The organism is Porifericola rhodea, assembly GCF_030506305.1.
Taxonomy (GTDB): domain Bacteria; phylum Bacteroidota; class Bacteroidia; order Cytophagales; family Cyclobacteriaceae; genus Catalinimonas; species Catalinimonas rhodea.
In genome coordinates this window covers 21,230-42,975 of the sequence record NZ_CP119421.1, presented here as the reverse complement: position 1 = coordinate 42,975, position 21,746 = coordinate 21,230, and the positions used below count along the sequence as shown (strand labels likewise).

The 21,746-nt window shown below is 40.9% G+C and carries 17 protein-coding genes; 7 read left to right on the top strand and 10 right to left on the bottom strand.

Annotated elements, in window-relative coordinates; all coding sequences use genetic code 11:
• Positions 1-43: 43 nt before the first annotated feature.
• A complete protein-coding gene (locus PZB74_RS00180) occupies positions 44-703 on the bottom strand; it encodes a DUF2461 domain-containing protein (RefSeq protein ID WP_302239784.1) in 660 nt (219 codons plus the stop codon).
• The gene (locus PZB74_RS00175; RefSeq protein WP_302239782.1) at positions 700-1,980 is read right to left on the bottom strand and encodes a UDP-N-acetylmuramoyl-tripeptide--D-alanyl-D-alanine ligase; all 1,281 of its coding nucleotides are present in this window, start codon (positions 1,978-1,980) and stop codon (positions 700-702) included. The genes PZB74_RS00180 and PZB74_RS00175 overlap by 4 nt, the downstream gene beginning before the upstream one ends.
• A gap of 147 nt (positions 1,981-2,127) precedes the next feature.
• Here PZB74_RS00175 and tsaB point away from each other — a divergent pair, with 147 nt between their 5' ends.
• From tsaB to PZB74_RS00160, 3 genes are all read left to right on the top strand, one after another.
• Positions 2,128-2,811 (top strand): tRNA (adenosine(37)-N6)-threonylcarbamoyltransferase complex dimerization subunit type 1 TsaB, encoded by a 684-nt coding sequence (gene tsaB / locus PZB74_RS00170; protein WP_302239781.1) that lies wholly within the window; start codon positions 2,128-2,130, stop codon positions 2,809-2,811.
• 35 nt (positions 2,812-2,846) lie between these two features.
• On the top strand, positions 2,847-3,362 hold the full coding sequence (locus PZB74_RS00165) for a DUF2480 family protein (protein ID WP_302239780.1): 516 nt from the start codon (positions 2,847-2,849) through the stop codon (positions 3,360-3,362).
• A gap of 278 nt (positions 3,363-3,640) precedes the next feature.
• A complete protein-coding gene (locus PZB74_RS00160; protein ID WP_302239778.1) occupies positions 3,641-5,125 on the top strand; it encodes a PAS domain-containing sensor histidine kinase in 1,485 nt (494 codons plus the stop codon).
• Positions 5,126-5,153: 28 nt separating this feature from the next.
• On the opposite strand, the gene PZB74_RS00155 is transcribed toward PZB74_RS00160, so the two are convergent.
• The 3 genes from PZB74_RS00155 to rlmD form a co-directional block, all read right to left on the bottom strand.
• A complete protein-coding gene (locus PZB74_RS00155; protein WP_302239776.1) occupies positions 5,154-5,570 on the bottom strand; it encodes a response regulator in 417 nt (138 codons plus the stop codon).
• A gap of 11 nt (positions 5,571-5,581) precedes the next feature.
• Positions 5,582-8,161: a PAS domain-containing sensor histidine kinase gene (locus PZB74_RS00150; RefSeq protein ID WP_302239775.1), complete on the bottom strand. Its 2,580-nt coding sequence runs from the start codon at positions 8,159-8,161 to the stop codon at positions 5,582-5,584.
• 548 nt (positions 8,162-8,709) lie between these two features.
• Positions 8,710-10,128 (bottom strand): 23S rRNA (uracil(1939)-C(5))-methyltransferase RlmD, encoded by a 1,419-nt coding sequence (gene rlmD / locus PZB74_RS00145; protein ID WP_302239773.1) that lies wholly within the window; start codon positions 10,126-10,128, stop codon positions 8,710-8,712.
• Between the two features lie 210 nt (positions 10,129-10,338).
• On the opposite strand from rlmD, the gene PZB74_RS00140 reads away from it, so the two are divergent.
• Positions 10,339-12,936, top strand: a complete 2,598-nt coding sequence (locus PZB74_RS00140; RefSeq protein WP_302239772.1) for a T9SS type B sorting domain-containing protein — start codon at positions 10,339-10,341, stop codon at positions 12,934-12,936.
• A gap of 2 nt (positions 12,937-12,938) precedes the next feature.
• On the opposite strand, the gene PZB74_RS00135 is transcribed toward PZB74_RS00140, so the two are convergent.
• Complete coding sequence (locus PZB74_RS00135) at positions 12,939-14,177, bottom strand: ABC transporter permease (protein ID WP_302239770.1); 1,239 nt, start codon at positions 14,175-14,177, stop codon at positions 12,939-12,941.
• Between the two features lie 166 nt (positions 14,178-14,343).
• Here PZB74_RS00135 and PZB74_RS00130 point away from each other — a divergent pair, with 166 nt between their 5' ends.
• Positions 14,344-15,609, top strand: a complete 1,266-nt coding sequence (locus PZB74_RS00130; RefSeq protein WP_302239768.1) for an asparagine synthetase B — start codon at positions 14,344-14,346, stop codon at positions 15,607-15,609.
• A gap of 102 nt (positions 15,610-15,711) precedes the next feature.
• Here the strand turns inward: PZB74_RS00130 and rsmG are convergent, their stop codons facing one another.
• The 4 genes from rsmG to PZB74_RS00110 all read right to left on the bottom strand — a co-directional run bounded on the left by rsmG (position 15,712) and on the right by PZB74_RS00110 (position 19,728).
• Entirely contained in the window at positions 15,712-16,362 is a 651-nt protein-coding gene (gene rsmG / locus PZB74_RS00125) for a 16S rRNA (guanine(527)-N(7))-methyltransferase RsmG (RefSeq protein WP_302239766.1), read from the bottom strand.
• Positions 16,352-17,932 (bottom strand): hypothetical protein, encoded by a 1,581-nt coding sequence (locus PZB74_RS00120; protein WP_302239764.1) that lies wholly within the window; start codon positions 17,930-17,932, stop codon positions 16,352-16,354. Before PZB74_RS00120 ends, rsmG begins: the two co-directional genes overlap by 11 nt.
• Before the next feature lie 72 nt (positions 17,933-18,004).
• On the bottom strand, positions 18,005-18,613 hold the full coding sequence (locus PZB74_RS00115; protein ID WP_302239762.1) for an RNA polymerase sigma factor: 609 nt from the start codon (positions 18,611-18,613) through the stop codon (positions 18,005-18,007).
• Positions 18,604-19,728 (bottom strand): glycosyltransferase, encoded by a 1,125-nt coding sequence (locus PZB74_RS00110; protein WP_302239761.1) that lies wholly within the window; start codon positions 19,726-19,728, stop codon positions 18,604-18,606. The genes PZB74_RS00115 and PZB74_RS00110 overlap by 10 nt, the downstream gene beginning before the upstream one ends.
• A 180-nt stretch (positions 19,729-19,908) precedes the next feature.
• Between PZB74_RS00110 and PZB74_RS00105 the strand changes: the two genes are divergently transcribed.
• Both PZB74_RS00105 and mgtE read left to right on the top strand, forming a co-directional pair.
• Positions 19,909-20,223, top strand: a complete 315-nt coding sequence (locus tag PZB74_RS00105; RefSeq protein WP_302239760.1) for a hypothetical protein — start codon at positions 19,909-19,911, stop codon at positions 20,221-20,223.
• 78 nt (positions 20,224-20,301) lie between these two features.
• On the top strand, positions 20,302-21,666 hold the full coding sequence (gene mgtE, locus PZB74_RS00100) for a magnesium transporter (RefSeq protein WP_302239758.1): 1,365 nt from the start codon (positions 20,302-20,304) through the stop codon (positions 21,664-21,666).
• Positions 21,667-21,746 lie beyond the last annotated feature (80 nt).

Below are 21,746 nucleotides of genomic sequence, written 5' to 3'. Positions count from 1 at the left end.
CCTTAAAAATACAGCACCCTTACCATTTAGTAAGGGTGTTTTTTTAGCTAATGGCTACATTTAAATACCTGACGAAGGGTTCCATTGCACCGAACATTTCCAGCGCGCGCTCTTTAAAATCAGGTGTCGTAAGCTCTTCATCGCTGAGTTTATGAATGACTATATAATCTTTCAGCTTAAGCAACTCTATGTTTGGGTGGTCTGTAGGGTAGCCTTTCGGAGCTTTCTTTAGCATATCGCCCTGTATACTGCTATAATACTTTTTAAAATGTTCTCCAGAGACAATATTCTTGAGCTCAGCAGCATTGTAGTCAATTTCCTGCCTTACCTTTGCAAGGGTTTCGGAGTCAGGGTGATACATTCCGCCACCAATAAAAGACTTTCCATGGGGCTGAACATGAAGGTAATAACCAGCATTAGGAGATTTTTTGCCCCCTTCTGACATATAGGCTCCAAAGTTATTTTTATAAGGAGATTTATCTTTTGAAAAACGTATATCCCGGTTAACTCGGAAAATACAATCTTTTGGAGAAAGCCCCTGTAAGCCTTCGTCTATAAAAGTAAGTTCACCCAAAAGGTGAGATATTAATTGCTTGAACTCTCCCTTAGCCTCTTCATATTGCCCCCGATGGGCATCCATCCATTCTTTGTTATTGTTGACAGAAAGTTCGTCCAGAAAGTCTAACACTAATTTTAGGCTCATAAATAGTCAAGTATTGTTTCCAGGGCTATGCCTCTAGAGGCTTTTAGTAAAAAAGTAGCATTGTTGTACGATTGGCTTTGCAGGTAGTTTACCAGTTCCTCTTTCTTTTCAAAATGTCTTGCTTGAGGAAAAGCTTCCAGCGTATCTTTTGTAAGAGTTCCACAGAGTAAGACTTCATCAATCTTTGTTTGAGAAAGTAAAGCTCCTATAGCTCTGTGCTCTGCGGAGCTATCCACTCCCAACTCATACATATCTCCAAGTATGGCTACCTTTCGGTCTACCCTCATTGCATCAAGGTTTTTAATAGCAGCCTGCATAGAGTCAGGATTAGCATTATAAGCATCCATAATGATAGTATTAGACCCTTTCTCAATCAACTGCGAACGTTTATTGGAAGGCTGGTAAGTGCTCACTGCTTCATTGGCAATCTCTGCGGGCACCTCAAAAAATTTGCCTATGCAGAGTGCAGCGGCAATATTTTCAAAATTATAAGCTCCAATAAGTTGGGTCTTTACTTCCTGCCCATTCTCATGCTTGTATACAATAAATGGGTCAGCGCTGATAAATTTACAGCTGAAGTAATCTCCTTGTGCGGGATAGAAGTAAGGAGACTTAAAGCGTTTAGCCATATTGCTCAAAATATGGTTCTGAGAATTGATAAATACTTTGCCTTTTGTCTGAATGAGGTAGTGATATTGCTCACTCTCACCTCTGATGGCTCCTTCATAACCACCAAAACCTTCCATATGTGCTTTGCCAATATTTGTGGTAAGTCCGTGAGTAGGTTCAGCAATCTGGCAGAGTAACATAATCTCTCCTATGCTATTTGCTCCCAATTCAATGATCGCTATTTCATGTTCTGGCTGAAGCTGCAATAACGTAAGTGGCACTCCGATATGGTTGTTTAGGTTTCCCTGTGTGGCCAGCGTTTTATACTTTTTGCTCAGTACTCTGTTAACCAGTTCTTTGGTTGTAGTTTTGCCATTAGTACCATTAATACCCAACACAGGAATATTAAGCTGACGACGATGGTGTCTGGCCAGATCCTGTAGGGCTTTAAGGCTATCTTCTACTAATATGTATCGATCTCCAGTTTTGTAATTGGCTTCGTCTATAATGGCATAGCGGGCACCTTTTTCCAGAGCGTCCGCAGCAAATTGGTTGGCATTAAATTTATCTCCTTTGAGAGCTATAAAAAGACTGCCTGCTTCAATCTTGCGGGTATCGGTAGAAACATGTCCGCATTTCAGAAATTTCTCGTAAATATCTTCTATCATTGTAATTTCATTGTTTCGTGAGTATGTAGGCAGAAAAGGTTGCTAGTTAAAAATGTGCTAAATTTGCTATTATGAGTAACATGCTGCGCTAAGATACCCGTAAACTCAAAATAAAGAATTATAACACTAAGCTAAAAATAAATAATTATGAGCTACATCCTGAGCCTGGAAACTGCCACCAAAACATGCTCTGTAGCTCTGCACCGTAACCAGCAACTGCTGGCCATGCAGGACTTCCATCTGGACAAATCTCATTCATCTATTCTACATCCACTGCTAAGCGATATGCTCAGTTATTGTGAGGTTGATAAAGCACAGCTGCATGCAGTAGCTCTTTCAATGGGCCCTGGCTCATATACCGGATTAAGGATAGGTACCTCTGCCGCTAAGGGCTTGTGCTATGCTTTGGATATTCCACTTATTGCAATTAATACACTAGAGGCAATGGCCTATGGTCTACAGCCATATAACTTTCATAAGGCTATACTTTGCCCCATGCTTGATGCCCGCAGGATGGAAGTTTACTATCAGTTAAGAGATGCTAGCGGGCAGCAAATTCAGGAAACCACACCACTTGTTTTAGAGAAAGACAGCTTTGATAGATATTTGCAGTCGCAGGAGATATGGTTTTTTGGTGATGGAAGCGATAAATACCAGCCTCTGTTGCAAGGAGTGGAAAATGCTCGTTTTATCGCGGGTATACAGCCCTCGGCGGCAAATATTGGTATGCTGGCTCAAAAAAAATTAGAACAGCAGCTTTTTGAAGATGTTGCCTACTTTGAGCCCTTCTATCTTAAAGAGTTCCGTACTACTAAACCTAAAAAGAAATAGATACGTTGCCCTATTAAGCAGTAAGAGATAAGATTATGTCACAAGGAGAAATAGTTAATAAAGTTGCGAACAGCGCATTGGTCACTTTTAATCTGGAAGATTATTATCCTCAAGGCGAGCGCGTGGTATATGATATTAAAGATAACCTCTTTCAGGAAGCTATACTTAAGGAGAAAGATTTTAGAGCATTTGTAAAAGAGCATGACTGGTCGCAGTATCAGGATAAGTATGTTTCACTTACCTGTACCGTTGAAGCTATTGTACCTACCTGGGCTTATATGCTCCTGACTTCAAAGTTAGAGCCATATGCCAAGATGGTAGTTTTTGGTGGGCCGGATGTGTTAGAAGCAGCCATTTTTCAGCAACTCCTCTCTCAGGTAGACCTTGAAGCTTTCAGGGATGCGAAAGTAGTGGTAAAAGGATGTGGCAATTTACCCGTGCCTACCTATGCCTATACAGAGATTACCCGCTTGCTAAGACCTTATGTAAGTAGCATTATGTACGGAGAACCTTGTAGTACTGTGCCCTTGTATAAAAAGCCCCGAAAGTAAAGACTAATCTTTACATTTTTATATGTAGAGACTCAGTTAGAGGAAGAGGTAAACAGCTTAGATATTTTCTTTTAAAGAAATCAAAATTTTTCATTTTTGATGTACTTAGCTATTACTTTGGGCAAGTCACTGATAGTCTAGTATTTGTACAAAATTCTGAGCTTTTACTCATGATTTAGTTCCTCTACTGAGTAAAATTCACTTTTTTTGCAAAGATATATGCTTAAATTCGTAAGCTCATTACTACGCTTTACACCATAAAAAATACAACCTGTCTCATGATACAAACCGAAAGGTTGCTTAATACGCTGATCGGAGCGGCGAGTCTCGGAATATGCGTCGTGGATGATAGAAACAAGATTGTAGAAGTCAATGATTTTTTCTGTCAGATTTATGGATATAAGCGTGAGGAACTGATCAACAAACCCCACTCCATCCTCCAGCCCGAAAACTATAGGGAAAGGGCAAGTCTATATTATCAGAGCTATATTAAAGGTCATCAGAATACCGGTATCCGCCAGATTATTACCAAAACCGGCGAGCGCAGAACGGTATACACATTTACTGCCACTACCGAAGATGATTTGGGCCAGACTCTAAAAGTCTATAATGTGATAGACGCCTCAGAAATAGAGATAAAAGAAGATAAAAAAGAGGCGCGCTCTATGCAGGAAACAACTATAGGGCATCACGTAAAAACCGGAATATTGCGTTGTAACCCGGAGGGTAAAATCCTCTATGCCAATCCTCAGGCGAGAGGTCTATTATATCTGCCTGCTGGCTCCAGAAGATTAGCTAATGAGGTAATTGTATATAAAGGTCAGCGGTCTCAAAAACTGACTTTGGTAAAGCTTTTAAACGACGAGCAGTTTATTGACAACCAGGCAGTACGTATTGAAAGAATGAACCATCCGGCATGCTGGGCCTTGCTTAGCGCCTCTACCGCGATAGACGATAGAGGGCAGGTTTGTTTTGACCTGACTATTGTAAGCCTGGAAGAGCAGAAACTAATGGAGCGCAAGCTCAATAAAAAGATTGACGAGCTTAAAGATATTAATAAAAGCCTGGACCACTTCGTGTATGGTGCTACCCATGACCTTAAAGCCCCTTTGGCCTCTCTCTCTGGCCTGATTAATATTTTGAGGAGAGAGCAGGATGATAGCCAGAAAGAAATATACCTTCAGATGATGGAGAAAAGTATCCACAGGCTAAACGAGTTTATTAAAGAGATTGTGGATTACTCGCGAAATGCAAACCAGGAGGTAAAAAAGGATAGCATTGCCTTTAAGCCGCTGATTGAGGATATTTTTGAGAACATGGCTCATATGGATAATGCTTCAGGCATCAAAAAAATTATTAATATAGAGCAAAACTATCCTTTTCAGGCTGATGCTCACCGGCTTAAAGTGGTGTTGAACAATTTAATCAGTAACGCATATAAATACAGTAGTCCACATAGAAGAGATAGTTTTATTGAAGTGATTGTGAAAGCTAATGCCCAGAAGGCTACCATACAGGTTAAAGACAATGGGCAGGGTATTGGTGAAGCCCATATAGAGAAGATTTTTGAAATGTTTTTCCGTGCCTCTGAAGGTAAGGGTGGTACAGGCCTGGGACTTTACATTGTAAAAGAGACACTAGACAAAATGCAGGGTTCTATCCATGTAGTTTCAGAACTGGGGCAGGGGACATGCTTCACGGTGACCGTTCCTTCGGCACTAGCCAAAAGTGCAGGCCAAAGTCAGATGAAGCTAGATATTTGAGAATAGAACAGGTAAAAAAAATCCCGGACTAGGCAGTCTGGGATATTGTTTTTTCTTTGATGCTTTCCAGATTTTCGGTGGAAAGGGGCTTTACTATATAGTCTGTAACCTGCTGATAGTTTTTCGCTTTGTTAATATCTGACTGTTCGGATGAAGAAGTAAGCATGTAAATAGCGGTATTATCAAAATAGCCATTGGTATTCATCGCTTCCAGCCTTTCCAGAAATTCCCAACCGTTTACAATTGGCATCCTGATGTCCAGAAATATCATATCTGGTGCAGGAGCTTCTGCCTGCTGTAGCTGTTGCAGATGATCCAGACTATCTACTGCGCTTAAGAAAGATACGATCTCTTCTGCAAAATCTACGAACTCTGATAATTTCTGAAAAATGATGTTGTTAATAGGGTCATCATCTATTAGTATTACCTGCTTTATTTTTTCCATTTTCGCTTGCACTATAGGTCAACACTCTGTATCTCATTGGGTAGCACCACCTCAAAACTACTGCCTTCTTTCAGCTTAGATTTTACATCAATACTGCCATTTAGCTTGTTTATGGTTTCTTTGACAATGAATAAACCTAAGCCGGAACCTGTAGATTCGCGTGCCGCCTGGAAAAACATACCGAAGATTTTGTCCAGATGCTTTTCCTCAATACCGATACCATTATCTTCTACCAAAATATGTGCCTTCTCCTCTGTTATGCTTACTTTGATATTAATGTAGGGGTTAGATTCTTCGTATTTATGATACTTTATCGCATTGGATATTAAGTTGATTAGTATGACATACAAGCGAATCTTATCCGTATAAAATTTGTCTGCTCCCTCTATGCTAGTACTAATATTCACATTATCTATGTGTTCCAGATATTTTAAGCGCTGTAGTACATCTGCAATCATACTCTCAAAATGTATCTCTTCACACTCAATTTCCAGCCTGGCATTACGAGAGTAGTCTGTAATGTCCTGAATAATTTTATCCATTTTATTCAGGCTCTTTTCCATCATGTCCAGGTACTTGAGAAGTTCATCTCTTTCTGGAGTAAAACGAGAAATGTTAATCAGGCCAAGAGTAGAGGCTAAAGGAGCTCTTAAGTCATGAGAGGCACTGTAGACAAATCTGTCTAACTCCTCATTCGTTTTTAGTAATGCCTTATTCTTTTCCTGAAGAATACGCTCAGATTCTTTTCTTTCGGTAATGTCACGAATAGCTCCATCATAGTACTTCTTGCCATTGTCCTCGTTGATGATGAAGCTGGTAAGTCCCCAGAAAGTGCTGCCGTCTTTACGTTTAAACTGAAAAGAACGGTTGTTAATCATTCCCTCTTTCAGTTCGTTAAAGAATACTTTAACAGTTTCTGGTGTAGCGAAAAGCTCACTGAGCTTTACTTCGTCTTCGGCGTAGCCAAATAGATCGCGGAAAGATTGATTGGTATACTGTAGTTGTTCCTGTTTGTTTGTTCTAAGAACAGCCTCCTTTATGTTTTTGTCTATGGAGTCTAAAAATAGCTTATGGTGGCGGATAGTTTCTTCCGCTTTTTTACGCTCCGAAATATCCCGATGAATAGAAATCCAGTGTGTGACTTCTCCATCATCATCTTTTAGAGGAACTACCGCAAAATCTACCCAGAAGTGGGTGCCGTCTTTTTTATAGTTGATAACTTCCGCTTTTGCATTTTCTCCTCTGGCCACTGCTTCATTTATCTTTTCAAGTTCTTCTGCCGAAGTAAGCTCACCGGTTAGTAAGTGGTGGCTATAGCCTAGTACTTCATCTTCCTCGTAGCCGGTTAGTTTTGTAAACGAACGGTTTACATAAATAACATTGCCATGCTGAAAATCATTAGATTTAACCTCTGTGATCAAGATAGCGTCGTTTGTATGTACTATGGCCGAATTAAGCAGTCGGAATAGGGCTTCTTCCTGTTGCTTTTGAGTAAGGTCCTGAATAAAGCAGGAGATGCCTTTTACTGTACTATCTCTAAAAATTGGGAAGAGGCGAACGTTTAGAATGGTACTTTTACCTTTGGAGGTCAGTATCTCAGAAAACTGAGTGTGCTCTCCCTTTATACTTTGGTTAAAATGTTGTTTCCAGTTTTGCTGAAAGGGGGACTTCTCATTCAGCTTCAGAACTTTATCTCCTGTTTCTAACTCTTCTTCAAAAAAGTCTTCAAAAAACGAAGCAAAGCGTTGGTTACAGTCCAGCAGCTTACCTTCTTCATCCAGTAAGCCCACACACATATCGGTGCTTTCAATTACAGCATGTAGGTTAGCTGTTTTGCGGTTGAGCGTCTCTTCTTTTTCCTGAAGCTGTTGGAGAACATCATGCTCAAAACTGTTAAGCAAAGACTTAATTTCATGTAGCGAGGAAGCCTGTGTGCCTTCCTGAACCTTTACATTTATTTCGTCTTTAATTCTGCTGATGGTATCATGGGTGTTTCCAGAAGAAGACATCATAAAGTTGATCATCGCCTCCTGCTGTAGGTTCTGGGCCTGTATAATGTTGATGAGCTCTTCCTTTTCTAACTGCTCCAATTGCTGATGTTCACTTATATTTTGTTTGAACTTATGCTTCATACACAGCTTGTATGCCTCTTCAGAAGAACTAACTATCATTATCGGATTGCCCTCAGTGGTTTTAGATAGTAGATCTTTTGCCGACTCCTGATCCTCCTTAATTACATAAAATATATAGCAGCTCTCGTTAAAAAGCTCATGTGAACGTTTACGCAAAAGCTCAGCAGTAGCCTCAGTCAGATTTAGTACCGAGCTCAAATCACAGATGTAGTAAGCGTAGGGTTCCTTTTGAATCACCTGCCTTAGTGCATGCTTAGAAAAAAAGAAAGTTTGTTCATCAAGTTTACCCTGATCCTCAGAGTAAATCATACCAGGAAGAAACTGCTGTACGTGTAGGCTGTATTCAGCTACTGAATGAAAAAAAGAGTAATTATTAGAAGGCGCATTCAACGCATGGTATGATGAGGAATGATGAGCATTTTTTGGTTTTTCTTTTGAGTTTCGGTACGAGTGATTCATAAAAAATTACGGGCTTGTTCACACACTTTTCTTCATCAGCTAGTGAAATTATAGAAAAACCCCCTCTTCCAGAAATTTGAAAATTATCGCCCTGTTTTTAACAGGTAACAAAATGGAAATATTTTAAAAATTAGTAAGACAAGCTAACTAATATTCAGGAGTAAAAGAGTATTATTTAAATAAAAACTTAAGAATAGAATTTTGGCTGCAAAGCTTGTAAGTAAGCGTAGCTATAACCTGTGAAAATTACTTAAGTCTGAGGGTAAATTAAAAAATTATATAAGTATTAACATATACATATATTGTATAAATAATCTAATAATTAGTTAGAATAAATCTGATTTTGTCTATTAGAAAATTTATAGTTTTAATTGAATTCTGAAATATTGAGAAAGGTCAAACTGTTGTTGATTCTAATAATTTTAAAGAATGCTTATAGTTTTCTCAAAAGAATAGCGAATTCACTGATAAGTAGCTGATAGAAATGTGATTTTTTGCTAACAAAAGAGATGTAAGTTATTTGAGCAAAAAAAAATGAGGTAGGCTGGCTAAGCCTGTTCCCTCAGCGTAAGTAATGCCACACTTTCCACATGATGAGTATGAGGAAACATATCAACTGGCTGAAGTTTTACAAGCTCATATTTTTCACTTAGGGCGGAAATGTCACGTGCCTGGGTGGCAGGGTTGCAGCTCACATAGACAATACGTCTAGCAGCTACTTCCAATAGCTTTTGTACCACATCGGGGTGCATGCCGCTCCTGGGTGGGTCAGTGATAATGACATCAGGTCTTTGATGCTCAGCCAAAAACTGATCGTTGAGTGTATCTTTAATATCTCCGGCATAAAAGAGAGTATTGTCCATCTGGTTGAGCTGAGCATTTACTTTAGCGTCTTGTATGGCATCCTCTATATATTCTATACCAACCACCTGTTTGGCCTGCTTAGCAACAAAGTTTGCAATAGTACCTGTACCAGTGTAGAGATCATAAACTACTTCATCACCTTTGAGGTCAGCAAAACTTCTGGCTACCTTGTACAGCTCATATGCCTGCTTAGCATTAGTTTGGTAAAATGCTTTTGGGCTAATTCTGAAAGTCAGGTCTTCCATCTTTTCAGTAATGTAATCGTTGCCCGAATACAAATTTACCTCTAAATCAAAATAAGTATCGTTCTTTTTAGGATTGATAATGTATTGCAGCGAAGTGATCTCAGGAAAATGCTCTTTCAAAAAGCTCATCACCTTTTCAACGGTCTCTGGTGCCTGCTGGGCATCGCCTCCAAACTGCACGATGACCATAAGCTCACCTGCATTGCTAGTGCGTATGATAAGGTTCCGAAGTATACCTTTATGCTTTACATGATCATAAAAGCTTATGTCATGGGTTTTGGCAAACTCATCCAGGGCCAGTCGCACCGAATTAGAAGGCTCTGGCTGAAGGTAGCAGTGCTCAATAGGAAGAATCTTCTCAAAGCTCTGGGGTATATGAAAACCTAATGCCCGACGGTCAAAATCTTCTCTGGTACTAATTTCTTCTCTTGTTAACCAGCGGTTGATAGAGAAGGTATACTCCAGCTTGTTTCGGTAATACTGGGTTTCTTCAGAAGGTACAATAGGAAGAACCTGACCAATTTGTAGTTTGCCAATACGTTCAAAATTATCTATAACCTGCTGTTGCTTATACTCTAATTGCAGGCTGTAGGGGATATGCTGCCATTTGCATCCACCGCATATACCAAAGTGTTGGCAAAAAGGCTCAGTCCTCAACTCAGAAAGTTTATGAAAATGTAGTGGGCGAGCCTCCATAAATGACTTTTTATGCTTGGTCACCTTAAGGTCTACTACATCTCCAGGAGCTACATCTTTCACAAAAACCACCATGTCATCATGGTGAGCTATACATTTCCCTTCTGCAGCCATTCTTTCAATGGTTACCTGCTCCAACTTTATGTTCTTCCTTTTTCCCATAGCGCGCAAAGGTATGATATTTGAAAATTTTCCGAAAAGCTTTTATTTCTAAAAAGCTGCTTAATTTCTGAGTGGGTATTAAATGAATATTTGCCTGAAGCCATTACTTCAATAGGCTTTTATAAGAATATTGTTAAATTTAGAATTAGCCTCCAACGCTTTGCAAGTAACCTCTGTCTTCTCTTTAGGAAGCCAGCGTATAGATAAACGATGAAACGACTCTTCACCATCTTGCTATTCTTTGTTCCGGGTTTCGTATGTGCAACCCATATTGTAGGAGGTGAGTTCAGGCTGATTCACAAACAGGGCTTTCTTTATGAACTAAGGCTGATACAGTATTTTGACGAAGTAAATGGAGACCCCGAAGCTGAAGATGATTTTGCTTCGGTGTATATTTTTCGTAAGAGTGATGATGTAAACCTTGAAATATTGAACGTCAACCAGGTTTCTTCTTCCTTTGTACCCTATACCAACCCTTCATGTACCGACGATAGTATACTTTTCCGGCAGATTGTTTATTCAGCAGAAGTAACACTGCCACCCTCACAATTTTCTGATCCTGAAGGCTATTATGCCGTTTTTGAGCGCTGCTGCCGTAATAATATTGTAAACAACATAGTAGAGCCTGAGTCTACCGGGCAGACTTATTATATGGAGTTTCCGCCGGTAAGTATCAACAATACAGCTTTTGTTAATTCATCTCCTGAGCTTTCGAGCCCTATTAGCGACTATGCCTGTATCAATCAAAACTTTACCTACAACTTTGGAGCAACAGATGCCGATGGAGACTCATTAGTTTACAGCATGGCTGCGCCTCTTAATAGCTCACGGTTTCAACCTGTACCTACTCCCTCACCGGCTCCACATCAGCCAGTTATCTTTAGCGAAGGTATTGGAGTAAACAATATGGTGCCCGGTCAGCCTCCCCTGAGCATAGACCAGAAGGGTAGGCTTACAGTAGTTCCTGATGAGTTGGGCGTATTTGTGTTCGGTATTAAAGTAGAAGAATACAGAGGAGGCATAAAGATAGGAGAAGTTAGGAGAGATTATCAGTTGCTGGTGGTGGATTGTAATCCGGGGGCATCTCCCGAAGTTCTGCTTAAGCATGATGGAAAGATTTACGATCAGACCACAACTCTTAATATCCCTAAGAGTAGCGACCGTTGCCTGGAAGTATTGGTGACAGATCGAGACCCGAATGAGCTTTTAAGAATAGAAGCTGAAGGTATCAATTTTAATGCTGACTTAAGTGAATTAATCAGTCCCTCACTACAGCTAAAAGAAGATGCAGGAGATACTATTCGTTTTAGTCTGTGCCTGCCTGAGTGCCCCTACACAAAGGAGGCAATGCAAATTAACATTATTGCTTATGACAATGCCTGTAGTCAGCCTCTCACAGACACGATAAGAGTAAATATAAGCCTGGAAGGTGCCGCAGGTAATGCGCCATTTATTGAGAGAAACCCCAATGTGGTGGAAGTAGTGCTACAGGAGGGAGAGAGTTATTCTTACGTTCTTCGTGGTCTTGATGAAGACAAAGATCTATTACAGCTTAATCTGGAAGCAGACAACTTTTCTCCGGCAGAATACGGTATGGTGCTGGAAGAGCGGCTTTTGATTCCCGGAGAGGTGCAAAAAGTACTAAAGTGGACGCCAAAATGTGAGCTACTGGATTTAAGCAATAGCAACGAGTTTGAGGTAGAAGCAGTGCTTACAGAAAACAGAGACTGCCCTAGTTCCCTATCCGATAAGCTTAAGTTTCGTTTTACAGTAATTCCTGCTGACAATGAACGCCCTAAGATTTCTTTAATTGGCCAGCAGGAAAGAGAAATTTCTATTCGTATAGATGAAACTCTATCCTTTGATGTGCTTGCTGAAGATTTTGATAATGACCTGATTAACCTGACAGCAGTAGGAGATGGTTTTGAGTTTGATGCTTACAATATTTATTTTCCTGATAACCAGGGGATAAAGGAGGTGAGAAGTCCCTTTAGCTGGCGTTTATCATGTAATTCTATTGACTTAGAAGAAAAGAGCAGCTTCAAAATTACTTTTCTGGCAGAAGACGGAAAAAGTTGTGGGCAGACTTCAGTAGATAGCCTAAGCCTGGTGGTGAATGTACTCCCTCCTTTAAATGAAGCCCCTGAACTATTTATCAGAGATACTGAGGCAGGAGATACTTTGACTTCCATTGTTAATCGCAATATCTTTTTTGATGTTATTAGTAATGACAGGGATAATGACATTATTACACTAAGGTTAGCAAAGGCAGTATTTAATGATAGCATTGTAGATACTGAAGTGGTTAATTTCAACTTTTTTCCGGTAGTGGGTAGGGGTAATGTTGGTCGTCAGTTCAGGTGGCGCCCCCCCTGCGAAACGGTTCGGGGCAGAGGCCAGGAGTCTTACCTAGAGCTGTACTTTACAGCTGTAGATAGCAAGTGTTTTAACAATAAGAACGATACTATTAGCATTGTACTGCATATCGTAGATGAGCCACTCAATCTGGAAGCTTACCAACCTCATAATGCTATAACTCCAAATGGTGATCAGCAGGGAGATTATTTCTTTTTACGGTTTTGCAACCAGCCTGATGGTGAGTGCGACCTGCCGATAGGAAATTGCAACAATATATTTCAACGGATAGATATTTTTAATCGCTGGGGCAAAGAGGTTTTTAGCTCTAACGATCCGGAGTTCAAGTGGTATGCTGAAGGCATGCCGGCAGGCGTATATTACTACACTTTATACTACAACAACTACAGCTACAAAGGGCAGATTTATGTGTTTCTTCAGCTACCAGATTGAGGTTATTCGTATCGCAACGACTCTATAGGGTCAAGTTTGGAAGCCTTAAAAGCAGGGTAATAACCAGAAAATAAGCCTACCGCGATACAGATAAACAGTGCTGAAATAATCCATACCCAGGGTACTAAAAACCGGCCTACATCCATAAAGCTGGCAACCACATTACCAATACCCATGCCCATAATTACTCCTGCCAGTCCTCCAATCTGGCAAATGACGATAGCCTCTATCAAAAACTGCTGGCGAATTCGTTTGGGCGTAGCTCCTAAAGCTTTGCGAATACCAATTTCGCGAGTCCTTTCCGTTACCGAAACCATCATGATGTTCATTAGTGCTACGGATGCGCCTAAGAGAGTAATAAGCCCAATGGCGAAGCCTCCAATTCTCAGGTAGCCGGTAATCTCTCCCAACTGCTCACTCAATGATTTTTTTTCCTGTATTTCAAATGAAAGTTCTGCTCCTATAGGGTCTTGCCGGATGGCACGCATCAGGCTAGTAGCCTCTCCCATAGCGGCTTCTACATTTCCACTATTATTTACCAACACATCTATACGATAATCTAACTCCTGGTTAGAGCCGAGCTGTCTACCCTTTGCGAGAGGAATCAAAATTTTTCTGTCAGCATTGCCTCCGCCTCCAACCGACCCCATTTTTTCCATAAGACCAATTACTCTAAAAATATTGCCGTAAAGAGAGATTTCCTGATCTATGGGATTAAGGTTATTTCCAAAAAGAGATTCGTAAGTCTCATACCCGATGATGGCTACATTAGTCCCTTTTTCCAGGTCAAAATTACTGAAATTACGTCCGGCCTCCAGGTTGTAGCCTTCAGTAACGATATAGCTATCGTCCGTACCGTAAAGCCTGATGTTTGGGTTGGTTTTTTCTGAGCCTTTTTTAACTTCTGCATTATTGGTGATGCGCGTGTTCACCGATATCTTTGCTGGGTAGTCGTAGCGTTTTTTAAATTCTCTTACATCGCTGTAGCGTATGGGCGGGTAATTTTTTACGGAGCGTCCTTGCTGAGTTCTACCGCTCCCTCTTTTTTCGTCTATAGAGAAGGTGTTTACGCCAAGCCCGGCAAAACTATCATCTACGGATGCCTGTATACCGTCAATTGCTGTAAGAATACCCACCAATGCGGTAATACCTATTGCAATTATGAGGGCAGTTAGCGTAGTCCTCAGCAAATTATCGCGGATAGACTTCAGGCTTTCTTCTACATTATTGAGTATATTCATGTAATATCCTACATAGGTAAAACATTTCCCGGAAGGGCGATGTAATTAATGTACATTGCTCAGAACTTTTCGCTAGTTTCAATAATAGCCAGTCTGAAGTTGATAAGTAAATTCTTTTGCAATAAATTAAATATCTGGCCATTTTAATATAAACAGCAAGTTTATTATGCGAATAAAATATCTATTACTTTCCTGTATTGCAGGATTAGTATCTCTACAGTTGCAGGCATCGCAGATACTTATGCCTATGGATCAGGCACAGGCCAATCACCTTAAAGCTTATGGTATTGCGTATTGGGTTTTACAGAATGAAGGTACAGTGGACTGGCTGCTCAATTACAGGGGAGGAAGCTTTGCTGTTGAATATTCTCAGAAACTGGAGAATGAATGTGTTATTCGTGGGGTAAGCTATGAGGTAATCTCTGATGCCCAGTACAATCAGGTAATTAGTACGATTGCCAGCCCTTCGTCAAATAAAGACATGATGAAGCTGGAAAAGCATCCTAAAATTGCGGTTTACTCTCCTAAAAGCAAACAGCCCTGGGACGATGCCGTTACCCTGGCTTTAACCTATGCTGAAATTCCCTACGATGTGGTTTTTGACGATGAGGTTATGTACGACAAACTACCGGAGTACGATTGGCTGCACCTTCACCACGAGGATTTCACAGGTCAGTATGGTAAATTTTACAGAATTTACAGAAATACTCCCTGGTATATAGAAAGACAACAAAAGTATGAAGAAACTGCTCGTGAGCATGGTTTCGGCAAAGTGTCTGAGCTTAAACTGGCTGTTGTTCAGAAGATCAGAGACTTTGTTTCGGGGGGGGGCTTTATGTTTGCCATGTGCTCTGCTACAGATACTTACGATATTGCTCTTGCGGCGGATGGCGTTGATATAGTAGAGTCTATGTACGATGGTGACCGTGCTGACCCGGCAGCACAGGAAAAGCTAAACTATAGCAATACCTTTGCTTTTCAGGATTTTAAACTGGTACGTAATCCTTACGAATACGAATATTCAAATATAGATGTAGATCCTCGCTCTCGGGGTTTAAGCCAGGATAACGATTATTTTAACCTTTTTGAGTTTTCTGCTAAATGGGACCCTATCCCTACTATGCTTACTCAAAATCATGAACGTATAGTAAAGGGGTTTATGGGGCAGACTACTGCTTTTAATAAAGCATTGATACGTCCGGATGTGGTAGTTCTAGGCGAAAATAAAGCAGCTGGAGAAGCGAAGTATATTCACGGGATATTCGGTAAAGGCTTCTGGACTTTCTACGGAGGGCATGACCCAGAAGATTATCAGCATAGAGTGGGGGAGGCTCCTACCGATTTAAATCTCTACCCAAACTCGCCAGGTTACCGCCTGATTTTGAACAACATCCTGTTTCCTGCTGCCAAGAAGAAGAAGCAAAAAACCTGATAAGCTATTGAAGTTTAGTCATAAAAGCCGGGTGAAATTAGTTCATCCGGCTTTTTTTGTAATCTATAACAACTTCTGCCTTAAGGTATATCTGTGCTCTTACTACAAAGGAGCATATAAAACGTATTTTTCCTGATAATACTCTTCCTGAAAATAATCGTTTACCGGATAGAGGGCATAATTTAAGTTAACGGCTTCCAGTTCAGCACTGAGGTCTCCTCCTTTCAGGCAGATCAGTCCATTGTACAAATCGTGTTGAGATTTTGGCTTAATCTTGTTTCTGGACCAGTTATAAAGCATTTTTAAAGGTGCTACGGCACGGGTTACTGCAAAATCATATCTGCCTTTCACTTTTTCTGCCCGCATATGCTCAGCTTTCACGTTTTTCAAACCTAAAGCTTCTGCTACAGCATTGACTACTTTAATCTTTTTGCCAATAGAGTCTACCAGGTGAAACTGAGTTTTAGGAAACATAATAGCCAGGGGGATGCCCGGAAAGCCACCACCTGTGCCTATATCCAGTATATTGGTGCCTGGGTTAAAAGGAGCCACTTTAGCGATTGTCAATGAATGTAGTACATGGTGTAAATAAATATGAGCAATATCTTTACGGGAAATCACATTAATTTTTGCGTTCCATTCTTCGTAAAGGCCATAGAGTGCTTCTAATTGCTGTATCTGCTTTTCGCTCAAATCAGGAAAGTAAGTCGTGATTTTCGCAAACTCTTCTTGTACTATTGGCTCAGGGTGCATAGCTAATGTTTTCTTGAGATAAGTGATTAATTACGGACTGTAGTTCACGGTAAATGACAGGTGCTGTTTCAGGCCCTACCGAATTAGTTTCTCCGTATGGACTTCTTTCCGCGCCATAAAGGTAAGGTGGATTTTCGTCCCATTCACTTTTTGGAATAATATATCCAATCTGATCGTTGGCTAAGCCCAGCACAAACTGATAGCCTGCTGGCATGAGTGAGCGTAGGGCAGGCGTCTCCACTGCTTCTATATCAAAATCCTGACCTTCTGGTTTTTCTATACCGCCGTTAACGATCTCAGGATAAATCTCTCCCGGAACCGTAATAATGCTCAGCGGGCCCAGTTGTATGGCTGCCACTTCTGTACGAATATTCATCCAGCTACTGTACCCACGATCCAGCAAGCCTATGACTGAAGCCAGCCTGAAGTTAGGGTTATCCAAAGGTATTTCAAACGTATGTGCACTAAGTTTGATATGCGTAGGCTGTAGCCATTCTGAAGAGTCTTGTAAAGCTTGTAGCGCGATATTCGCTAACTGAAGCCCTTGTGATTTAGCTTTGTCAAAAGTAGGTTCAAGGTAGGTAGTATCTAGCCATGGATCTTTGATAGGCCAGTCAGGGTCGGTAGTCATCAACCCCCCAATAGCGCCGCTCATGTATACGCAAATGCCTCCCAGCCCTTGTACGTATAAGCTATCTTGAATTACTATGCCTTTTTCTATACCCTGTCTCACATAATGAGGAAAGTCTGAGGTAATCTCCAGATTCCTACTCCATAACGTTTCCGGGTGATTTCCCCAGCTCAAGAGTGTGCCCAGCGTCTTGCTACTGTCAGCAGAAACTGCTTCTACTATACGTAAGCCCGGGTCAAGTACATAAGGTTGGCGGGAGTCAGTTACTAAAGAGGTAGCAGTGCTTAAATCCTGAGCTACTCTTAGGTGGGCAACTTCTCTTTGCTGGTAAGCCTCAATAATTGAGCGTGCAGCCTGGTGCTGTACATAACGCATATAGGCAGTGTCTACCCCACTTTTATACCTATTTGGTCCCCATATACCTTGTAGGTCAGGGGCCTCGTGGGTATGTGTACTGCTAACGATGGGGAGGTCTACATCTACCTGATTGGCAATAAGCTTTCTTACATCCAGCACATCATCATGGCCAAAGCCGATAGCATCTAAGGATGTAAAAGAAATAATGGTACTACCATCATCAATAAGCATGGTTCTAGCCCAAAGCGTATCATGAATAGCCTGGGCAGGTCTTGACTGATGGAAACCAGCCATCCATACGGCATCAAATTTTCCATTGCCATTGCTATCTTCAAATGTATCGCCTTTGCTGGCGTCGTAGCGGGCATCTCCATCTAAATCTGTCCAGGTTTCAGTAATAGTGGGGTTAATCGGAAAAGCAGAAAAGCCCACTTTTAGCTGAGCAGGCTTTTGAGGATTATTAATAATAAGGTCTAGTTGATAATCGGGGTGTCTGTCTTTTACATGGGTGTACACCCAAAAAAAGAGGCTAAGAACAAACAACATAAACATGGCTCCCAGGCCCAGAAACCATCTTTTCATAGTATCATAGTTTAGTAGTGGGCTATGAAGGTAAGAAAAGCAGCGATTTCTGCCTATGCCTGATGGAGATATTTAGATATGCTCCTTTTTGTTTTTCACAAGATCGTACATTAGCTCTCTGGCGCGGTGTAGCTGTGCTTTTACTGTTCCCAAAGGAGCATCCAGCTCTTTGGCTATTTCGTCGTACGAGTATTCCTGAAAATAACGAAGCTTAACCAGACGCTGATACTTAGGGGGCAGTTTGGTGACAAACACCCTTACCAACTCTTTTTTCTGGCTTTTAATGGCTTCTTCCTGTGGATCCAGATTATTATCCTCTACATCAATATTTACAGCATCGCCATTATCATCTTTAAAAGAGGTATTCAGGCTGAGCGTTTCCAGCTTCTTTTTACGGATAAAATCTATCGTATTATTGGTTGCGATACGAAACAGCCAGGTACTAAAAGTGTAGTCTTTCTTAAAACGGTGGAGGCTACGAAATGCTTTGGCAAATGCTTCTATGGTCAAGTCTTCGGCATCATCAACATTACGGACCATTTTCAGAATCATATGGTATACGGGCTTTTTATATCGCCGCATCAGTTCCGCATATGCCTGCTGATCTTTGTTGTCTGTTGCTTCGTCAATAAGTCTGAAATCTTCTAAGGCCTTTTTAGAAAATTGTTTTTTTACTTCCATCTGGTATTTTTTGAGGAGAGTGCGCTAATCCCTAGAACTACATAGTAAATAACGTACAAAAAATCTAATATTGGTAGCAGAGCTAAATTAATAGAATCATTTAACTTACGACTGGCAGTTTTTAGAAAAGTAAACTGCAAAAATCCTTTCAATAAGAAACCTAGTAAAATTAAGTAAGGTTCAATTCCTGCTAAAATAAGCCCAATTAGCCCTATCCAGAATACTATATATGATATGGATAATGGGCCAAGCCACCTATGATCAGTTTTCTTATAATATTTACCTACACTTAGATGTCGGGTTTTCTGCCGATAATATTCTATCAGTTTATGTTTTGGTACTGAAAAAACTTTTGTCTTATCATCCAGACTAATTGCTACGTTATTAGCGCTGGCATGTTCGTTCACAAAAAGGTCGTCGTCGCCTCCGGCAACGCGAATGTGCTTATAAAATCCTTTTTTCTCCATAAAAAAAGATTTGCGATAGGCCAGGTTACGCCCCACCCCCATGTAGGCTCTTCCGGCCAAAGCAGCTGAAAAATACAGTGCTGCTGTCATCAGGGTTTCGTAGCGAATAAAAAGATTTAGTAGCCCTTTATGCTGTTGGTAAGGGGAGTAGCCCAGTACAAAATCTTTGTTTTCTTTAAGCGCAGCGTTCATCCCTCTAATCCATTCCGTGGAGTTTGGCAGACAGTCGGCATCGGTAAAGAGAAGTTTTTCGTAGCTGGCGGCACGTATGCCCAGGGTTAATGCGTATTTTTTCCCTTTAATATATTCCGGACGATGCCTTACCCATACTACCTTAAGTTGGGAGTGCTTCTTTTTTTCTTCCAGTAAAAAGTCAATAGTACCATCAGTAGAGCGATCATCTACAATGATGATTTCGTAACGTCGATAGTTTTGTTCGTACAGTAAGGGTAATAGGCGCTTAAGGTTAGGTAATTCGTTATGGGCACATACTATAACAGACACAGCATCTGGCAGCTGCTGATTTTTGTAAAGATAAGCCGACTGGTCTTCTTCATAGGTTTGCAGCAGGCGCCGCCCATACCAAAAAATAGAAGCCTGATACATGATACAAATCATCCAGAACGCCCAGAGTAGCCCTAGGTACATATGATAATGTCTTGTTGGGTATAAATCAAAAGTTCAAAACTAATAATAATATGAGGGCAAATATTGTGAGTACTCAAAAAAATAGATTAATTCTTTTTACCTTTATTAGTAATGAATCTTGGGATAAGATCGAATTTTTTATCTTAGTTTTTACGTTCTTCAAAAAAACAATCAAGCGCCGTGGCAGACTTAGACTTTTTTATTCTCGCAATATTTGTACTATTCTTCCAATACCTGGCAGTTTACCTTTTTATTCGTCTGGGTGGCAAATGGCAGCCTAAGAACCCACTTACTTTTTATGCATTGGCAGCGCTGGTAGGTACTATCGGCTTCAGCCTGATCTTCAGTATTTTTAAATGGTACTTTAACTACACTTTTGTAAGTATAAATTTTGAGTTTGCCAGAAACTGCATGGGCTTTGCCATGTTTCTTATGATTGGTAAAATTTATGGACTCATGCCCATGGAATTTATGGTTCGTCACCTGGAAAGGTAAATTTTCCTCTTTCGTTTGTATTGCACTAAGGCTTGGTATATTTGCATCGTTTCATTTGCAGCCAAGCCTTAATTCGTTATGGAGCAGACATCTACACCATCTCAGTGGGAGCAATTAAAGAAAATTATAGAACTAGGCGATAAGCAACGCCTGGAAGCACATATAGAGAACATAAGCGCGAGTGAGTTGGTACATGCTATGGCTCACCTGGACAAAGATGATCAACTCCGCTTGCTTAACTTTCTTTCGCCAGACTACTCTGCCTACCTATTTAACGAAATACCAGATGCACAGGCAACTGGCTTGCTGGAACAACTACCCGCAGATAAAGCAGCTACTATTATACAGGAGATGTGGAGCAACGATCAGGCTGACCTGATCAACAGCCTGGAAGAGGAAGATGCTGAGGCAATACTGGCCGAAATGAACCCCAAAGAGGCTGAAGAGGTAAGAAGGTTGGCGCGTTATGCAGATGATACCGCCGGTGGACTCATGATTACTGAGTTTCTGGTTTTTCCGGAGTCAGATACAGTAGGCAATGTGGTAGAAAATATGAACCAGCATGCCGAAGAGTACTCAGATTATAATGTGCAGTATGTCTATGTCAAATCAGTGAAGGGCAGGCTTATAGGCGTATTGCGACTTAGAGATTTACTGCTATCTCCGGCTACCACTCCCATACGAAAGATCATGCTTAAAACTATACTCTCTGTAAGTGTGGATCAAAAACTGGATCAGCTACTGGAGTTTTTTGAAGAACATGATTTTGTTGGTGCGCCGGTAGTAGACCAGGAGCACAAACTGGTAGGAGTGGTACTTAGAAAAGATGTAATGGAAGCCGCCGCAGAGCGTAGTGATGCCGAACTAATGCGTACCCGTGGTATTATCGGTGGTGAAGAACTACGTAGTATGCCGCTTTTGCTTCGTTCGCGCCGCAGACTTTCGTGGTTAAGTGTAAATATTGTACTTAATATCATAGCTGCCAGTGTTATTGCCATTTATCAGGATACTCTAAGTTCAGTAATTGCTCTGGCAGTTTTCTTACCCATTATCTCCGATATGAGCGGTTGCTCAGGAAATCAGGCGGTAGCTGTAAGTATGCGTGAGCTATCGCTTAATATTCTTAAGCCACACGAAGTGCTGAGAGTAGTTTGGCAAGAATTATCGGTAGGTATTATTAACGGGCTCATTTTGGGGGTGCTGATAGGATTGGCTGCCTGGGTGTGGAAGGGAAACCCTTACCTGGGGCTGGTAGTAGGGAGCGCCTTAACAATCAACACTTTAGTAGCTGTAGGTTTAGGAGGCTCTATTCCGCTATTTCTTAAAAGAGTAGGTATGGATCCGGCACTGGCTTCCAGCCCTATACTTACTACAGTCACCGATATGTTTGGCTTTTTTCTGGTGCTGAGCCTGGCTTCTCTAATGCTCCCATTTCTTACTTAGCACCTAAAGATTTAAACCATTTCTTCTCATAATGATTATATAAAGACAGGAAAACGATTTGTATCCTGTCTTATTTTTTA